Here is a 17667-nt window from a genome sequence, read left to right as displayed (position 1 = left end):
ATTGTTCCAATATTCTAATTTGTTATTGGACTAACTCTTGCTACACTCATTTTAAAACCAGGCATACGGCAAAAAGGATCCAATTGATCACCTACAAGCCGATTGACATTCTGCTTTTCTGTCCAATGGAATGGTATAAAAATCGTGTCTTTTCGAATAGCTTCCGAGAATTGACTACGAACAATAATCCACCCCTTTTCCGAGGTTACTTTGACTAATTTGTTTTGTTTGATGCCATATTTTTTAGCGGTTTCTGGATGTATTTCTATATATGCTTCCACATTTCTGGCAGCTAATGAAGGGCTTTTTCTTGTTTGTTCTCCAGTTAGATAGTGGGACATGACTCTGCCTGTGGTTAAATATAGTGGGTATTGGGAATTAATTTTTGGCTTACGTTCTCCAGACTCGTTTTTTACGACCGCCATTTTCGCCTTACCGTCTTCATGAGCGAATCGTTTTTCAAATAAACGGTTCGTTCCTGGAGTATCTGGTGAGGGACAAGGCCATAATACACCACTTTCTTTTCGTAAACGATCATAAGTTATTCCATAATAATCCGCTTTTCCTCCACGACTTGCCACTCTAAGTTCTTCAAAAATTTCTTCTGCAGAACCATAAGTGAAATATTTTTCTTTGCCTAATCTGGTTGCAACTTCAGACAGAATTTGCCAGTCGTGTTTTGCATTACCCTGGATCGGAAAGCTAGCTTCTCTTAACATTACCCGTCCTTCCACATTTGTGAAGGTGCCTTCATCTTCAAGATAGGAAGTGGCCGGTAAAACAATATCTGCTAGTTGTGCTGTTTCTGATAGGAATAAATCAACAACAACTAAGAAAGAAAGTTTTTCTAATGCTTTTTTTACGAAATTAGCATTTGGGTTGGAGATCACCGGGTTTGAACACATAATAAACATGCTTTTAATATCACCTTTTTCAATATGTTCAAACATTTCGTATGCAGATACCCCTTTATCCGGAAGATCTTCTTCTTTTATTTCCCAGACATCTGCAATATATTTTCGGTCCACTTTATTTTCAATGGAACGATAGCCAGGCAGCTGGTCAGCTTTTTGTCCATGTTCTCTGGCACCTTGGCCATTTCCTTGTCCAGTAATTGCACCAAAGCCGGAGTTTGGTTTACCGATTTTCCCTGTTGCGAGTAATAGGTTTAGGAACGCTCTTACCGTTTCCGTTCCATTTATTTGTTGTTCAATCCCGCGAGCTGTAAAGATCATTCCTGAAGGTTCACTAGCAAATACTGTTGCAGATTGATAGAACTCTTCCATCGTTATTCCAGTTTCAGAAACAATTTCATCCAAATTTAATGAAAGTACATAATTTTTCACCTCATCAAAATGATTGGTGTGTTTCATAATAAAAGCAGTATCAATCAATTCTTTTTCAATCATAATTTTTAATAAGCCATTTGCTAGTGCAATATCTGAACCTGGTTTGATCTTTAGATGCATATCTGCAAGTTTTGTTGTACTTGTTTCTCTCGGATCAATAGCAATAATATATGCACCGTTTTCCTTTGCTTTCTCAAAGTAGGGCATAATAGTTGGTTGACATTCCGCTATATTTGTCCCTGCTAAAATAATTACCCGTGTATTGGGGATTTCGTTGATTGTATTTGTGAATCCTCGATCCATTCCGAATGTCATATTTGCTCCAGTAGCAGCGGAGGCCATACATAATCTTCCATTATAATCAATGTATTTTGTCTGTAATGCAACTCTTGCAAATTTACCTAATAAATATGCTTCTTCATTTGTTATTGAGGCACTGCCATACACAGATAACGCGTTATTACCATGATTCTTTTGAATTTCCTGAAAGTTGGTTTTGATCGTTTCTAGTGCAACTTCCCATGTTACTGGTACGAATTCATTATTTATTCTCATTAATGGTTGCTTCAATCTTTCATTATGAAGGGCATGTTGATGAGCATTCATTCCTTTTACACAAAGTCTGCCTCCAGATGTCGGGTTGTCTTTTCCAATTGTTTTATATTGCTTCCTTGAAACAATTTTCTGTTCTATTAATTGCATTTTACATTGCATACTGCAATACGGACATTGGGTATCATACACTTTTTCCGATTGTGCCTTTTGTTGTTTATCACGAAAATACTTTAACATCAATTCTGTCATTTAATGGACATCCTTTCTAAACAAACAGGAAAATTTTTGAAGTTTTATACTAATAAAGTGAAGTAATGATTTTCTTTTTTCGTATCGACTGGTCTTCTACTAATCTAGCTAATAGTAGATTTTGTAATTCTTTATTGAACAACACTTCGCGAATATGAATCAGCCCAATTCGGTTTGTCCACTTTCCAATCGATTCATTAAAACTAGCTGATTGTCTGTAATATTGAATTAAAGAAAGGACAATTTTTCTGCCATCAACAATTGTTTTGGACACTGTCAGCAGTTCGGTACTAAAATTGTCTCGATCAATAATATAAATCTCCCAATTTCCATTTACCCCCACAATGTAGATATCCTTTAAAGGGAGCGATTGATTAGATTCTTGACAGCCATTTATTTTTACCTCCACAGTGTGGGGCATTTTAAGATATTCGGTCCTTTCTTCTATAAATTTGGCTAAAGATAGTGCTGCAGCAGAAGAATCTGCTTCCACACTTTTTATCATATTTTCAGAAAAGGAAAATAATTTCATATCTAGTGCTTTCCATACAGAAAGTAAATCTTCTTTTGAGACATCTTTCAGGATAATTCGGCCATTCCTTATTAAGGCCGGTGCAAGTTGAAATTGAGTAATTACCTCACTAATTTTGTTTAACTGCTTACCATCAACTGCCCCGCCATACAGTTGCGGGATAATTGTATAAAGTCCGTTTGGCTGTTTTATCGCATTGATTTTCTCATCAACAAATAGAAAACTTTCATCATGGTCCATTTCCGGGTAGACCATTTCAAGATAGTAAAGCAATGCTTCTTCACACTTATCACAACCTTCTGGCTGTGACCAGCCTAATTCTTTACGGATTAGGCTGATTGTTGTTAAGTTTCTTGTTTGAATTTCTCTGACAACTTCTTCTTCTGCCAAATTTGTACAAGCGCAAAAATGGTGAACGCTCATTGTCTCCTGGAAATAATCGCTTTTTATATATGTTAGTAACTCCTGAACGACTGGTTTACACCCGCCACATGAGCTAGATGCTTTTGTATAACGTTTTACTTCATCGACTGTTTGTAAGTCTTTCGATAAAACTTGCTCAATAATATTGCCTTTCGTTACATTATTACAAGTACATACATGGTCTTTTCTCCCAAGGCAAGCTGCATAAGAATCTTGAATATTGACTGGTTGCATCAATTTAATTTTTTCTTTGTCTGAAATGAATTTCTTCTTATTAATTGCGTCTAGTAATCTGGGACCTGCAGATGTTTCACCGAAAAGAACAGCGCCGATTGCCTTATTATTTTTAAATAGTATTTTTTTGTATGTTGAAGACACTTCATCAAAAGCTGAAATAGCTTTTGTCTCAGAAGATGTATTTACCTGCCCAACTGAAAATACGTCAACACCGGAAACTTTTAGTTGAGTAGATAATGTAGAACCATTGTATGGGTCTGTCGTTATATTACATAAATGTTTAGCTAGAATTTCGCCTTGTTCGTACAGCGGTTTTACTAACCCGTAGACTATTCCCTTATGTTCTGCACATTCACCCACAGCATAAATATCTTCAATAGTTGTTTCCATCCAATCATTGATTTTAATGCCGCGGTTTGTTTCAATACCACTTTTTGCAGCTAACTCTATGTTCGGTCTAATTCCTGCGGCCATTACAACAAGGTCTGCTGAAATCTCGCTACCATCTTTAAAGCGAATTCCTTCTACTCTTTCTTTGCCAAATATTTCAGACGTTTCTTTTTCTAGCAAAAAGTTCATCCCTTGGTTGTTCAAAACATCCTTCAGCATGCCTGCAGCTTGGTGATCTAATTGATTGTTCATTAATCGGTCAGCTAAATGGATCACATCCACTTTCATGCCTAGGTTTAATAATCCGCGCGCTGCTTCTAACCCAAGAATCCCTCCACCAATTACTGCTGCTTTTTTATAACGCTTCGAAATTTTGATCATTTTTTTACAATCATCAATGGTTCGAAATGTCATTACTCCATCTTTCTCAAATCCTGGCACAGGTATGATAAAAGGGATGGATCCTGTTGCGATAATTAACTTATCATAAGAAACTTGCCGTTTTTCTGATCCAACTGTTTTACCGACAGGATCAATATTCTTAATGATTTCGTTAGGGTAAAGTGTTATATGGTTCCTTTCATACCAATGCCAATCATTTAAGGTGATATCATCAAAGGATGTATTACCTTGTAAGACGGAAGAAAGCATAATCCGACTATAATTGGTGTAAGGCTCAGCCCCAAACACCGTTATATGATAAAGACTGGAGTCTTCTTTTAAAATATTTTCAATACATCTCAATCCAGCCATTCCATTCCCGATTAAAACAAGCTGTTTCTTCTCCATAAGATATAACCTCCTGAGTTGCTGGTACATGTCACGTTATGAAACTTTACATATTTAATAAATGAATAATCTTTCATTCTCAAGTTAATAGTCGATTCTTTTATAAAAAGCGTATCATCGTTAATAATTTGCTGTCTTATTATTTGTTAGGAAATATAACAGAGTATTTTTGTAATATGTTGACAAAAAACCATGTTAGGAAAGTTGACAAAGGTTTGGAAAGAACCTTTTTAAAGGGGTACGCTTTATACATGTTAAATTTCCAAAAACAAATTGGGGGACTAGGCATGGAAAAGAAAAAACTAGTGTTAATCGGTAATGGGATGGCAGGTATTCGAACAATTGAGGAAATATTAAAGTTGTTACCAGATCAGTTCGATATAACGGTTTTTGGTAAAGAACCTTATCCGAATTATAATCGAATTCAATTATCAAAAGTGTTGCAAGGGGATACCGAGATAAAAGATATCACTTTAAATGAATGGGAATGGTATGAGGAGAACGACATTCGTTTATATCCTGGTGAAACGGTGACTAAAATTGATAAAGACAACCAAGTAGTTTTTACTGATAAAGGAAAAGAAACACCTTATGATTATTTAATTATTGCTACAGGATCCAATCCTTTTATGCTGCCGCTTCCAGGTGCGGATAAAGAAGGAGTAACAGCTTTCCGCGATATAGAAGATTGTGAAAAAATGATTACAGCATCGAAAAATTATAAAAGAGCAGCTGTGATCGGCGGTGGTTTATTAGGGTTAGAAGCAGCCAGAGGACTTCTGAATCTAGGGATGGAAGTTGATGTTATTCATCTTTCAGATTATTTAATGGAGCGTCAGTTAGACAGATCTGCTGGTGAGTTGCTTCAGAAAGAGTTAGAAGCACAGGGAATGAATTTCTTGCTTGAAAAACAAACAGCTGAGATCTTAGGTAAAGATCGTGTGACAGGATTAAGGTTTAACGATGGAGGCAAGATACCAGCTGACTTAGTAGTAATGGCTGTAGGTATTAAACCAAATATTCAATTAGCACAGGAATCAGGGTTGGATATTAACCGCGGGATAGTAGTTAATGACCATATGGAGACAAATATTCCTAATATATATGCAGTTGGTGAATGTGCAGAGCATAATGGCATGGTATATGGCTTAGTTGCACCACTATATGAACAAGGTCAAGCGTTAGCTAAGCATATTTGTGGGATGAACCACCAAGGATACAAAGGTTCTGTCTTATCAACACAATTAAAAGTATCTGGTGTTAGTGTATTCTCAACAGGGTTGATTAATGAAACGGATCAGACGAAATCAATTAAAGTATTCGATGAATGGAGAAACACCTATAAAAAAATTCTTGTACAGAATGATAAACTGGCTGGTGCTGTCCTATTTGGAGATACAAAAGAAGGAACCAAATTACTTAGCCTGATCAAAAAAGGTGCGAATGTAGAAGAATACCTGGAAAGTACCCAAAGTCAAGATAATGATGAAAGTATTGTTGTATCTATGACGGATGATGAAGTGATTTGTGGTTGTAATGGGGTAACGAAAGGAACGATTATAAATGCGATTAAAACACAGGGTTTAACATCTGTTGAAGAAGTAAAAGGTTGTACAAATGCTTCCCGTTCTTGTGGTACTTGTAAATCTCTTGTTTCAGATTTATTAACACATACATTAGGTGATGAATATGAAGCAAATGAAAAAGAAACTGTTTGTTCATGTACAGATTTATCTAGAGATGAAGTAATTGCAGAGATTAAAGAAAAGCATTTAACACACACTCGTGAAGTAATGAATGTACTAGGTTGGAAGACAGAGGAAGGGTGTTCGAAATGTAAGCCAGCCCTAAACTATTATTTAGGAATGGTTTATCCAAAAGAGCACGAAGATGAGCGTGAATCAAGGTTTGTAAATGAAAGATTACATGCAAACATACAAAAAGATGGCACATACTCAGTTGTTCCGAGAATGTATGGCGGGGTAACCAATGCAGAAGATTTAAGAACAATAGCAGATGTTGCTGAAAAATATAATGTGGGAATGATTAAATTAACCGGTGGGCAACGTATTGACTTACTAGGTGTGAAAAAAGAAGACTTACCAAATGTATGGAAGGATTTAGGGATGCCTTCAGGCTATGCATATGGTAAAACTCTTCGAACAGTAAAGACGTGTGTAGGTTCAGAATTTTGCCGCTTCGGAACACAAGATTCTACAGGGATGGGAATCAAGTTAGAAAAGAAATTCGAAGGGTTAAACACCCCACACAAAGTAAAAATGGGTGTGTCTGCATGTCCGCGTAATTGTGCAGAAGGTGGTATAAAAGACGTTGGTGTCATAGGTTTGGATGGTGTATGGGAAGTATATGTTGGAGGAAACGGTGGTACAGATTTACGTAAAGCAGATCTTCTGGTAAAAGTGAAAACAGAAGAAGAAGTATTAGAATATACGGCAGCATTCTTACAATATTATCGTGAAAATGCTAGATATTTAGAAAGAACATCTCATTTTGTTGATAGAGTCGGATTAGAACCAATTCAGGAAATCGTCCAAAATAATGAGATGCGAAAAGAATTGAGTAAAAGAATGGATGAAGCATTGTCTGTTTATAAAGAACCTTGGAACGAGGTATTAGAGAGTGAGACGATATTAAGAGATTTATATGAAAAAGTAAATGCGAAATAATGGATGGGGGATTTTACCATGGAACAAACAGTTAAGAAGGTGTTTGTCGGCAATTATAGTGAATTACCAGAGCGTTTAGGCAAGACAGTCATTTTAGAAGATAAAGAGATTGCTGTATTTAAGCTATCCAGTGGGGATGTTCGTGCAATCGAAAATCGCTGTCCGCATCGTGGTGGTGTACTGGCAGAAGGTATGGTAAGTGGTGATCACGTTTTTTGTCCTCTGCATGATTGGAAAATAAATATAAAAGACGGATTAGTGCAAGCACCTGATGAGGGTTGTGTGCAAACATTTGATATCGTGAAAGAAGATGAACAAGTATATGTCCTTGTTCCAAATGAAATAACTCAACCTTAATTTATATAGAGGAAAGTGCAGCTTTCATGCACTTTCCTCTACTATTATATAATCAATCTCCAAGGAGGAATAAAGCGATGGGAAAAGTCTATTTGGTCGGTGCGGGTCCAGGTGACCCAGATTTAATTACAGTGAAAGCATTAAAGTATATTCAAAAAGCTGATGTCATCCTGTATGATCGTTTAGTTAATCAAGAATTGTTAAAAGAAGCAAAAGCTGGAGCAGATCTTATCTACTGTGGGAAACTGCCGAAAATGCATCTAATGAAGCAAGAAACTATCAATCATTTACTGATCAAATATGCAAAGAAAGGTAAAGATGTGGTAAGATTAAAAGGTGGTGACCCCTTCGTATTTGGGCGTGGCGCTGAAGAAGCTGAAGCTTTAGCGAAACAAGGAATTGTATATGAAGTTGTGCCAGGTATTACTTCAGGTATCGCAGCACCAGCATATGCGGATATTCCAATCACCCATCGAGATGTCGGCAGATCGTTTGCAGTAATTACAGGACATTGCAAAAATGGCCAACCGGATGAAATTAACTGGATGGAGCTGGCACATTCTGTTGATACATTAGCCATTTATATGGGAATGAGTAACCTTCCTTTTATTACGGAAAAACTTTTGCAAGCGGGTAAAGCTAAATCCACTCCTATTGCAATTATTCAAGAAGGCACAACACATCAGCAAAGAGTGGTAACAGGAACGCTTGACTCTATTGTGGCAATGGTTGAGCAAGAGAAAATTAAAAATCCAGCAATGATTGTTGTAGGGGAAGTTGTACGAATAGGGAGTAACTTACAACGACTAAAAAACATCCATTGGCAAGAGAATTTGACTAAAGTCGTGGAAGCCTATTAGGAGTGATAAAAGTGGAGGCTGTTATTTATATCTGTCACGGTAGCCGTTTAAAAAAATCGAAGACAGAATCCTTTGAACTTATAGATAGAGTAAAGCAAAAAGTTGATATACCTATACAAGAGGCTTGTTTTCTTGAACTGCAGGAACCAGATTTGGCCCAAACTGTCAGTAAAGTTGTAGCTTCCGGAGCAACTAAAGTTACGATTCTTCCTGTTTTATTGTTAACTGCAGGCCATGCCAAAGTAGACATTCCTGAAATGATTGAGAAAGAAGTTAAAAAATATCCTAAAATCGACTTCCATTACGGGAGACCGATTGATGTGGACACTAAGATGATTAAAGCTGTAAAAGATCACATAGAAAAGGTAACTGACAATGTAGAGCATTACGATATTCTGTTTGTCGGCAGAGGGAGTAGTGATCCTCAAACATTAGAAGATACAGGAGCAATTGTGTCTTTATTAAGAAGAGAATATCCTCGAAACAACATAGAGAAATGTTTCTTAGCTGCAAGTGAACCAAAGTTTGAGTCATTTTTAGCAGAGAAAGTGAATGTGCAGAAAAAATCAGTGTTAATTGTACCGTATTTGTTATTTACAGGATTGTTAATCAAAGGGATTAAGGAATATATCGAACAATTCTCCTTGGAAGAGGATCAGGAAATTCTAATTTCAGAATATTTAGGCCATCATGAGAATGTTGTTTCCGTTTTAAAAGACCGGGTGGAAGAAGCTAGAGAGGAGTCGAAGCTCATTGCAACAGTGGATTAAAGAAGTAGCTAGGGGACAAAAAGGTGCAAAAGATTTAAGTTATGAAGAGACATTGGAAGTTGCTGAAGCTATTTTGTCCAGATCTGCTACAGACGCACAGATTGCCGCATATTTAGTTGGTGAACGGATAAAGACAGAATCAGCCGAAGAATTACTAGCTTTCATAAAGAAATTACAAGATTATTCCAGCAAATTATCGATTTCAAAAGAAATCCAATCAAAAATGATAGACTTTGCAGGACCGTACAACGGGCGAAACTCATTTGCTGCGACTATTCCGGTTTCACTTCTGTTAGCAGATCAAGGCATTCCCGTATACTTAGCTGCAAGTGATACCTTACCACCGAAATATGGTACATCGGTTAAGGAAATTATAAGTAAACTTGGCTGGAGTAATAAATTATCAGATTCAGATTTAGAGCGTGACAGATTTATCTATGCAGATCCAGAAGCTTACTGTGAGCCATTAAGACAATTGCGGCAGATTCGAAAAGAGATCGGTGTAAGAACATTATTTAATACTGTCGAAAAATTGATGAACCTTGGTGGTGCGAGAAGTATCATGCTTGGTGCATTTCACAAAACAGCTATCAATAAATTGAATGATGTGTTTAAACATTTAGATTACGATCATGTCTACATTGTTCAAGGCCTCGAAGGTTCAGAAGACGTCCCGGTACATCGTAATAGTTTTGTGTTTCACTGGACAAAAGAAAATCTAAAGACATTCACAGTAAAACCAAATGACTATGGATTACAGTGTAAAGAATTCGATAAAAATCAAAAATTATCAGCAGATGAACAAGCCAGTATTATCGCATCCCTTATCTCTGGAGAACAATTGGATCAAAACAAGTATTATTATAACCAAGTGCTTCTTAATGCAGGGCTTAGATACTATTTATTTAATCTTGTACAATCTGTTGAGCAGGGAATCGAATTAGCTAAGGAGCAATTAGCCAGCGGAAGAATAATAAATGTTATCGATAAGTGGCAAAAAGGTAGGATACAATCATAGAGCAAATGTGGAGAATTGTTTTCACATTTGCTCCTTTAGTTTACTTAAAAACTCAGCTTGTTTTTCCACGTCAAAAATGGGCTGATCAACAACTGACTGTAATATATTATGTTTTCGTTTCTTTGAGAATGAAGATGATTTAACTAAATTTCTGACATGAAATAAAAATTCTATATACGATTCATAATTGGATGTATATGTAAGTTCTAAATCTTTTTTTATTTTCTTTGCCAGAAGCGGACTGGATGATCCAGTAGATATCGCTATTTGCAATTTACCACGTTCTAATGTAATAGGGAAATCAATATGGCCTTTTCCAGCATCATGGCTGGCGTTTACCCAGGTATGAGTCGGTGCATGTTTAAGGACCATTTGATTGACCACAGGATCGTTTGTAGCAATAATAATTATGTCTTGTTTTGATAAGTCACTTGGTGTACAGTTTTTCTTTATCCAGCTAACATTAGACCTGATTACCAGATCTTTTATATAAGCAGTAACATCCGGGCTGATTATTTTCAGCGATTTACATTTCTTGTGAATTCTTTTTGCGCGTCTTTCCGCAACTGTACCACCACCAATTATTAAGACAGTTTTGTTTGACAAATCAACCATTAATGGAATTTTGTTCATCGTTCTTACCCCTCTAGGATTAACTCTTATAATGTATTTTAGTACGGGATAGAAGTCAATGCAAGCTAATTGACAGAGAATGTAACGTTACGTAAACTAATAGATAGACGAACAAGAACTTATTATTTTGAAATTGAGATAGTTTGTAACGAAGGGATGATTTAATGAAACATATTTTTAAAAAAGGTAAAAGTTTGAAAGGTCCGACGTTATTATTACTGCATGGTACAGGAGGAACGGAGCAAGATTTACTTGGTTTAGCGGACCTGATTGATCCACAAGCTAATATATTAAGTGTTAGAGGCAATGTTACGGAAAATGGGATGCCTCGTTTCTTTAAACGTTTAGCAGAAGGTGTTTTCGACGAAGAAGATTTAATTATTAGAACGAAAGAATTGCATGAATTTCTAGATGAATCCTCAGAGGAATACGGTTTTGATCGAAATTATGTTATAGCTGTTGGTTATTCGAATGGTGCAAATATAGCAGGCAGTTTACTGTTTCATTATCAAGATGCATTAACTGCAGCTATTTTACATCACCCAATGGTACCTCGACGTGGGATTGAATTACCAGACTTAGCTGGAGTAAAAGTCTTTATCACAGCAGGTCGGAATGATCCTTTATGTACAGAACAGGAATCAAAAGATTTAGAAGAGATACTAACAGGGAATGGGGCCTCTGTCCAGGTCCATTGGGAAAATAACGGTCACCAGCTAACACGTACAGAAGTAGAAGCCGCAAGCGAATGGTATAAACAAAATGTAATATAAAAAAATGCTATGTATCACTAGATACATAGCATTTTTTTATTTAAGACCAGAAAAGATTTATTGCTGTTGAATAGCTCTTAGTCAGTTTTTGATACAAGAAGAAGCCATTTTATGGGAAATATGTGTTAAATAATAATTATCAATAAAAAATGTACTTGCAATTTTATATTTTTAGCATATAATATAACTGTACTATATATACTAATACAGTTAATACACTTAATACACATCATACAGTAGAAGGGTAGGGGGGCTATGTTTGAGCTCGATTTGCGAAGTCGAAAGCCGATTTATGAGCAACTTGTCGATAAATTGAAGCAATTGATCATTAATGAGGTATTAAAGCAAGATGAACAATTACCATCAGTAAGAACACTAGCACAGCAATTATCGATTAATCCAAATACAATCCAAAAGGCATACCGCGAATTGGAAGCACAAGGATATATTTATTCTGTGAAAGGGAAGGGAAGTTTTGTGAGTCAAATGGTGGCAGAAAACAATGAGCAACAAATTAAACAAGCAAAAGAACAATTAAAGAAACAAATTGCGGAAGCATTATTTATTGGTCTTACTGTCAACGATTTAAAAGAAATACTCGAAGAGATCATCGGGGGTGAGATAAATGATACAAGTGCAAAACGTGAATAAAAAGTTCGAGAAAGATATCGTTTTAGATAATATCTCACTAAAAGTGGATAAAGGTTCTATCTACGGTTTATTAGGTTCTAATGGTGCTGGAAAAACAACCCTATTAAAAACGATTGCAGGTATTATCAAACAAAACAGTGGGGCAGTAGAAGTGGAAAGAAAGCCAGTATTTGAGAATGTTTCATTAAAAGAAATGCTAATTTACATTCCAGATTCATTATTTTTCTTTTCACAATATACAACAAACCAAATGGCAAAATTCTATGAAAATATGTACCCGAATTGGAACAATGAAAGATTTGTTCAGATGCAACAGTTACTAGATTTGGATCCAGGAAAGAAAATTCATCGCTTTTCAAAAGGGATGCAGCGCCAAGTCGCATTTTGGTTAGCACTATGTGCAATGCCTGATTATTTAATTCTGGATGAACCCTTTGACGGATTAGATCCCGTTATCCGTAAGAAAATTAAATCATGGGTAATTCAAGATGTTGCAGAACGTGAAATGACTGTCGTCGTGTCATCACATAATTTGTCTGAAGTAGAAGATATTTGTGATGCAGTGGGAATTATTCATCGGGGGAAATTATTGCTTGAAAAAGAACTTGATGATTTAAAATCAGATATCCATAAAGTGCAGTTAGCATTTAAACAAGAGGTATCTAAAGACGTATTTGCAGGCTTAAATGTATTACATCAAGAAAAACGAGGCAGTGTCTATGTTTTTATCATTCGCGGGGAATATGATGATATTGATCAACAAATTCAACAACTTGATCCAGTGGTATTCGATATTTTACCACTTACATTAGAAGAAATCTTTATTTATGAAATGGAGGGTGTGGGGTATGCAATCGAAAACATTCTACTTTAAAAAAGAAATCCTTAAACAAAGCTTTCGAACAACAGGTTGGATTGGTATTGCGTATTTTCTTGCATTAACCTTCATTTTACCGATGCAAATAATAATGGAATTATCAAGGGATCGAGAGGAATATGGATACAATTATTTAGACAATATTGAAAAATTAATTGATATTAATACTCCATTGCAATTGATTACAATTTTAATTGTACCAATTGCTGCAGGTATATTTGCTTTTCGTTATATGCAAGTTAAAGGATCCGCTGATTTTATCCATAGTTTACCTTTAACAAGGAATCGTTTATTTCAACACCACTTTTTTATGGGATATGCGATGGTCATAATGCCAATAGCTGTTACAGGAATTATTCTATATGTTATGTCTAATTCAATGAATCTTATCCAAATATATAATAATGAAGATATATTGGAATGGATTTGGTTTACGCTTATCATCACTAGCTTAATGTATACATTTACTGTACTTATTGGAGGCATCACAGGAATATCTGCGGTACAAGGGATGTTAAGTTATATCTTGCTTATTTTTCCTGTAGGGATAGTTTTTCTTATTTTTTACAATCTTGAAATGTTATTAGAAGGATTTTCAGCTGGTTATCTTTGGGAAGAGAATGTGACGAGTTTATCTCCAATTGTTCATACTGTCTTCACGATGACAGAACCAAATGAATTTAACAGCTTAACTATATGGATTTATGCTATTCTCACAGTGATTTGTTATGTTGCTGCACTTATTCTTTATCGAATTCGTCCGGTAGAATCAGCAACACAAACATTATTGTTTTATTTCCTGAAACCAATATTTAAGTTTGGTGTTACGTTTTGCTTTATGCTGCTGTTTGGTACATATTTTGGCTTAGTTCAGCAGCAACATATAGGGTGGGTGACATTCGGTTATCTATTTGGTGCATTAATTGGATATATTCTTGCAGAAATGTTAATTCAAAAAACATGGCGTGTATTCGGTGAATGGAAGGGTTTCGTTGTATATATTGGATTTTCTTTACTAGTACTTGCATCACTTGTATTTGACTGGTTTGGCTATGAGTCCAGAGTACCTGATGCAGAAAAAGTGGCATCTATACAAATACTAGACAACTTATCATACGATAGTAGTCAATCTACAGATATGGAAGAGTTACCTAAAATAGAAGATCCAGAGTTGATTAAATTAATTACTCAATTTCACCAGGAGATTATTGACAATGGGGTAAGTAGAACAAACAGAGACTGGAACGAGGATTCAAGAGATCTGTATTTTGATTATTATCTAGAAAATGGAAATCATATAAAACGTTCTTATTTCATTTCCTCTGTCAAGAAATATGAGGAGTATTTAAAGCCGATTTTTGAAAACGTAGCATTTAAGAAAAGTAATATGGCTTGGTTGTTTAATGAAAATATAAAGGTTAATAAAATGAGCATCTACAGTCGCTATAAAAACGGCAATATAGATGTTAACAGTGGATTAAAATCTGAAATATTAGATGCTTTACGCGAAGATTATTTAGAAGCTACCTACGAAGAAATAATCCATACAGAAGATAGTATGATTGACATTGAAATTCAATTAGATGCTAATGGATATGGGTATCAATACTTGAATATACCAAGGAGTTATACAAACACGCTGGAACTGTTTCAAAACGAAGGATTCGGTGATTTAATAAGTCTTACCGAACAAGAAGTAGTAATGATAGCAATTAAAAATGAAGAATCATCTTTTGAATATTTAGGGGAAGTTCCGTATTCAGAGGAAAGTGATTTAGAAGATGTTTTCATTACAGAAGATCAAATGGAAATTGAGCAGTTAGTCAAATTGGAAGAGAACTATGATTATGAAGGTAATTGGACAATTGCTGCATTTGGTCCGACAAGAGATAATTATATTACATCTTTTTCTATTAAAGAGGATCAATTACCGGAATTTGTCCTGCAAACTAATTAAATCAATAGGTGGGGGGTGGTCAGGATGATCGTTGCGGAAAACAAAGAGTTGTGTTTTACAGATTTAGTAGATAAATATCAAGAGATGATGTTTTATACTGCCTTACATGTATTAAAAGATCGTCAGCTTGCAGAAGACGCAGTACAGGAAGCATGGATAAAAGTTTATCGTTTTTCAATTGATCGAACGAATATAGATAAGCTCGCCGCATGGCTGCGAACGATCACTTCCCGTACAGCTATTGATATGTTGCGTAAAGAACGGAGATCGAAAATGTTTTTGCTGGATGAAGAGATAAATATAGAAGAATTAAAAATTTTCTCAGTGGAACATATAAATGAAGAAATAGCTATAAAAGGTACGTTGGAAGAAATAAAGAAATGTTTCGATCACTCAAGCGAAAAGCTGCAAATCGTTTTTTATTTAAAGGTTGTCAAAGGTTATCAAGATTCGGAAATTTCGACAATGCTGAATATTTCAGAATCAGCAGTAAAAACGCGGTTATTTCGTGCCCGGAAATTGATAAAAAAACAGTATCAATTAATTGATGACATAAAACCAGGAGCATAATAATAGCTTCTGGTTTTCACTTTTCCTGAAAAAGGTTATAATGGGTAGAGAAAAAAGCTTGAGATAAAGGATGAATCGCATGAGCTTCATAATATATGTTGTCCTCCCATGGATCTTCTTATGTTTATTTATTATTGGCGGATTATATAGTTTGTGGAAAAAACTACCCTATTGGTGGGGATTTGCTAGCTGTGCAACTGGTGTTGTTATCTATCTAATTGGCAATGAAATTGTCGGTGGATATAATGGGATGAGTTTAAGCTTAATTGGTGCATTGCCTTTTACGATTGGCTTATTTATTTTGTTTTTTCTTTTTATAGGTAATAAATTCCAATAAACCATTATTTGTTCAACATAACATCCTGAATGATGGAAATATTATAAGTGTACCCAAATGATTAGGAGGGATACTCATGCGCAGACGTAATGCGGTATTGCCAATGCTTGCATCAATAGGAATTGGAGCATATGCTTATTTCCAAATGCGAAAAGGTAAAAACCCAACAAATATGGGGTAATGATAGCACAAAGTGTTGGAGGGTCCTGTAAGGGTCCTTTCAGCACTTATTTTATTTTAACTTAGCCTTCCCATTATTAGAATATTCTATATAACTTTGTTATAATGTGTGGAGATATAACAAAGGATAAAGAAATGAGGGACCAAACATGGGGAATAATCGTTACATTGGTTATGTTGGTACATATACAAAAAAAACAAGTAAAGGTGTCTACCGCTTTGAGCTAGATCTTGATAAAAAAGAATTGCAAAATGTACAAGTTGCTGCAGAATTGGATAATCCTACATATGTAACAGTTAGCAAGAATAATCAATACCTTTATGCTGTATCCAAGGAAGGAGAAAATGGTGGGGTAACATCATTTTCTATTAAAGAAGAAGGTGACCTGGTAAAATTAAATAGTCAGGCGTCTGCGGGCTCCCCACCTTGTCATGTTAGTGTGAATAGTGACAATACTCTAGTTGTCGCCGCAAACTATCATACAAAGTTTGTTGAAGCATATTCTGTGAATACAGATGGATCTATAAATGGAGGTTTTGCTGCTCAACATGAAGGTTCCGGTCCACATGAACGTCAGGAGAAACCTCATTTACATTATGCGGGATTTACTCCAGACGAAAAATACGTCATTGTTGTTGACTTAGGGACAGACACTGTTACAAGTTATCAACCGGTTAATGGCAAGCTGAATGAAGTAAGTGTGTTAAAAACAAAATCTGGAAGTGGTCCAAGACACCTGACTTTCCATCCCAATGGGGAATACGCTTATGTGATGACAGAATTAAGTAATGAAGTCATCACACTACGTTACTTAGGTGATGGCAAATTCGAAGAAATACAATATTCTCCTGCTATTCCTGACGATTTCACAGATAACAGCCAAGGAAGTGCCATTCATATTTCTTCCGACGGTAAGTTTGTTTACGCAGGGAATCGCGGCCATAACTCGATTGCCATTTACAAAGTGGAAGGTGATTTTAAACTTTCCTTTGTTGGATGGACAGATACAGAAGGAGATTGGCCAAGAGATTTTGTTTTAGATCCAACAGAACAATTTGTGATTGCATCAAATCAGGAATCTGACACATTAGTTTTGTTCGAACGCAATAAAGAAAAAGGTACATTAACATTAGTACAAAAAGATGTAAAAGTACCAGAACCCGTATGTGTAAAATTTTTGAATCAATAACAGGTTAAGTGCTAGCATCAAAACCAATATATAGCTATTTCATAAATAAAAAGGCTGCCAATATACATTGGCAGCCTTTCCTGTTTAGGGGAATAATACTTCTATATAACATTTATCATTTACTCAATAATCCTGTGATTAAAATCTGTATCAACAATTGTATGTTCATCTTCCTCAAATTTAGAGACAAACCCGTCTCCATTACATATGGAGCATGTGTAATGCCACTGTTCATCATCCATTAACATCCCTGATCCTTCACATGCTTTGCATCTCATTTCTT

Annotated in this window: 16 protein-coding genes; 12 read left to right on the top strand and 4 right to left on the bottom strand. The window is 35.6% G+C overall.

Translation table 11 applies throughout. The annotated features are described in order from the left end of the window. Positions 1 to 14: 14 nt before the first annotated feature. Complete coding sequence (gene nasC / locus ACFOY7_RS17040) at positions 15 to 2153, bottom strand: assimilatory nitrate reductase catalytic subunit NasC (protein ID WP_390253742.1); 2139 nt, start codon at positions 2151 to 2153, stop codon at positions 15 to 17. Between the two features lie 49 nt (positions 2154 to 2202). Then, on the bottom strand, positions 2203 to 4524 hold the full coding sequence (nirB, locus tag ACFOY7_RS17035) for a nitrite reductase large subunit NirB (RefSeq protein ID WP_390253741.1): 2322 nt from the start codon (positions 4522 to 4524) through the stop codon (positions 2203 to 2205). Positions 4525 to 4811: 287 nt separating this feature from the next. Here nirB (ACFOY7_RS17035) and nirB (ACFOY7_RS17030) point away from each other — a divergent pair, with 287 nt between their 5' ends. From nirB (ACFOY7_RS17030) to ACFOY7_RS17010, 5 genes are all read left to right on the top strand, one after another. Continuing rightward, positions 4812 to 7211 carry a nitrite reductase large subunit NirB gene (gene nirB / locus ACFOY7_RS17030; RefSeq protein WP_390253739.1) on the top strand — a complete coding sequence of 800 codons (2400 nt, stop codon included), beginning with the start codon at positions 4812 to 4814 and terminating at the stop codon, positions 7209 to 7211. 18 nt (positions 7212 to 7229) lie between these two features. Further along, positions 7230 to 7568 carry a nitrite reductase small subunit NirD gene (gene nirD / locus ACFOY7_RS17025; RefSeq protein WP_390253737.1) on the top strand — a complete coding sequence of 113 codons (339 nt, stop codon included), beginning with the start codon at positions 7230 to 7232 and terminating at the stop codon, positions 7566 to 7568. A 77-nt stretch (positions 7569 to 7645) separates the two neighbouring features. Continuing rightward, positions 7646 to 8428 (top strand): uroporphyrinogen-III C-methyltransferase, encoded by a 783-nt coding sequence (cobA, locus tag ACFOY7_RS17020; RefSeq protein ID WP_390253735.1) that lies wholly within the window; start codon positions 7646 to 7648, stop codon positions 8426 to 8428. Positions 8429 to 8439: 11 nt separating this feature from the next. Beyond that, a complete protein-coding gene (locus tag ACFOY7_RS17015) occupies positions 8440 to 9198 on the top strand; it encodes a sirohydrochlorin chelatase (protein WP_390253733.1) in 759 nt (252 codons plus the stop codon). Then, a complete protein-coding gene (locus ACFOY7_RS17010; RefSeq protein ID WP_390253731.1) occupies positions 9182 to 10216 on the top strand; it encodes an anthranilate phosphoribosyltransferase in 1035 nt (344 codons plus the stop codon). The genes ACFOY7_RS17015 and ACFOY7_RS17010 overlap by 17 nt, the downstream gene beginning before the upstream one ends. A 21-nt stretch (positions 10217 to 10237) precedes the next feature. Here ACFOY7_RS17010 and ACFOY7_RS17005 read toward each other — a convergent pair whose 3' ends face one another. Next, entirely contained in the window at positions 10238 to 10849 is a 612-nt protein-coding gene (locus ACFOY7_RS17005; protein ID WP_390253729.1) for an NAD(P)-binding protein, read from the bottom strand. A gap of 164 nt (positions 10850 to 11013) precedes the next feature. Between ACFOY7_RS17005 and ACFOY7_RS17000 the strand changes: the two genes are divergently transcribed. From ACFOY7_RS17000 to ACFOY7_RS16970, 7 genes are all read left to right on the top strand, one after another. Then, positions 11014 to 11622 carry an alpha/beta hydrolase gene (locus tag ACFOY7_RS17000; protein WP_390253727.1) on the top strand — a complete coding sequence of 203 codons (609 nt, stop codon included), beginning with the start codon at positions 11014 to 11016 and terminating at the stop codon, positions 11620 to 11622. A 255-nt stretch (positions 11623 to 11877) separates the two neighbouring features. Then, entirely contained in the window at positions 11878 to 12273 is a 396-nt protein-coding gene (locus ACFOY7_RS16995) for a GntR family transcriptional regulator (RefSeq protein ID WP_390253725.1), read from the top strand. Next, complete coding sequence (locus ACFOY7_RS16990; RefSeq protein ID WP_390253723.1) at positions 12248 to 13147, top strand: ABC transporter ATP-binding protein; 900 nt, start codon at positions 12248 to 12250, stop codon at positions 13145 to 13147. Before ACFOY7_RS16995 ends, ACFOY7_RS16990 begins: the two co-directional genes overlap by 26 nt. Further along, on the top strand, positions 13122 to 15107 hold the full coding sequence (locus tag ACFOY7_RS16985) for an MFS transporter (RefSeq protein ID WP_390253721.1): 1986 nt from the start codon (positions 13122 to 13124) through the stop codon (positions 15105 to 15107). Before ACFOY7_RS16990 ends, ACFOY7_RS16985 begins: the two co-directional genes overlap by 26 nt. 24 nt (positions 15108 to 15131) lie before the next feature. Further along, positions 15132 to 15677 carry an RNA polymerase sigma factor gene (locus ACFOY7_RS16980; RefSeq protein WP_390253720.1) on the top strand — a complete coding sequence of 182 codons (546 nt, stop codon included), beginning with the start codon at positions 15132 to 15134 and terminating at the stop codon, positions 15675 to 15677. A 79-nt stretch (positions 15678 to 15756) separates the two neighbouring features. Then, positions 15757 to 16014, top strand: coding sequence for a hypothetical protein (locus ACFOY7_RS16975; protein ID WP_390253718.1), 258 nt, complete (start codon positions 15757 to 15759; stop codon positions 16012 to 16014). A 329-nt stretch (positions 16015 to 16343) separates the two neighbouring features. Then, positions 16344 to 17384 (top strand): lactonase family protein, encoded by a 1041-nt coding sequence (locus ACFOY7_RS16970; RefSeq protein WP_390253716.1) that lies wholly within the window; start codon positions 16344 to 16346, stop codon positions 17382 to 17384. 119 nt (positions 17385 to 17503) lie between these two features. Here the strand turns inward: ACFOY7_RS16970 and ACFOY7_RS16965 are convergent, their stop codons facing one another. Beyond that, positions 17504 to 17662 carry a hypothetical protein gene (locus ACFOY7_RS16965; RefSeq protein WP_390253714.1) on the bottom strand — a complete coding sequence of 53 codons (159 nt, stop codon included), beginning with the start codon at positions 17660 to 17662 and terminating at the stop codon, positions 17504 to 17506. Positions 17663 to 17667 lie beyond the last annotated feature (5 nt).

Source organism: Gracilibacillus xinjiangensis (genome assembly GCF_042651765.1).
Lineage (GTDB): Bacteria > Bacillota > Bacilli > Bacillales > Amphibacillaceae > Gracilibacillus > Gracilibacillus xinjiangensis.
Note: the sequence above shows the minus strand (reverse complement) of the source record. Positions and strands in the feature narration are given on the sequence as shown.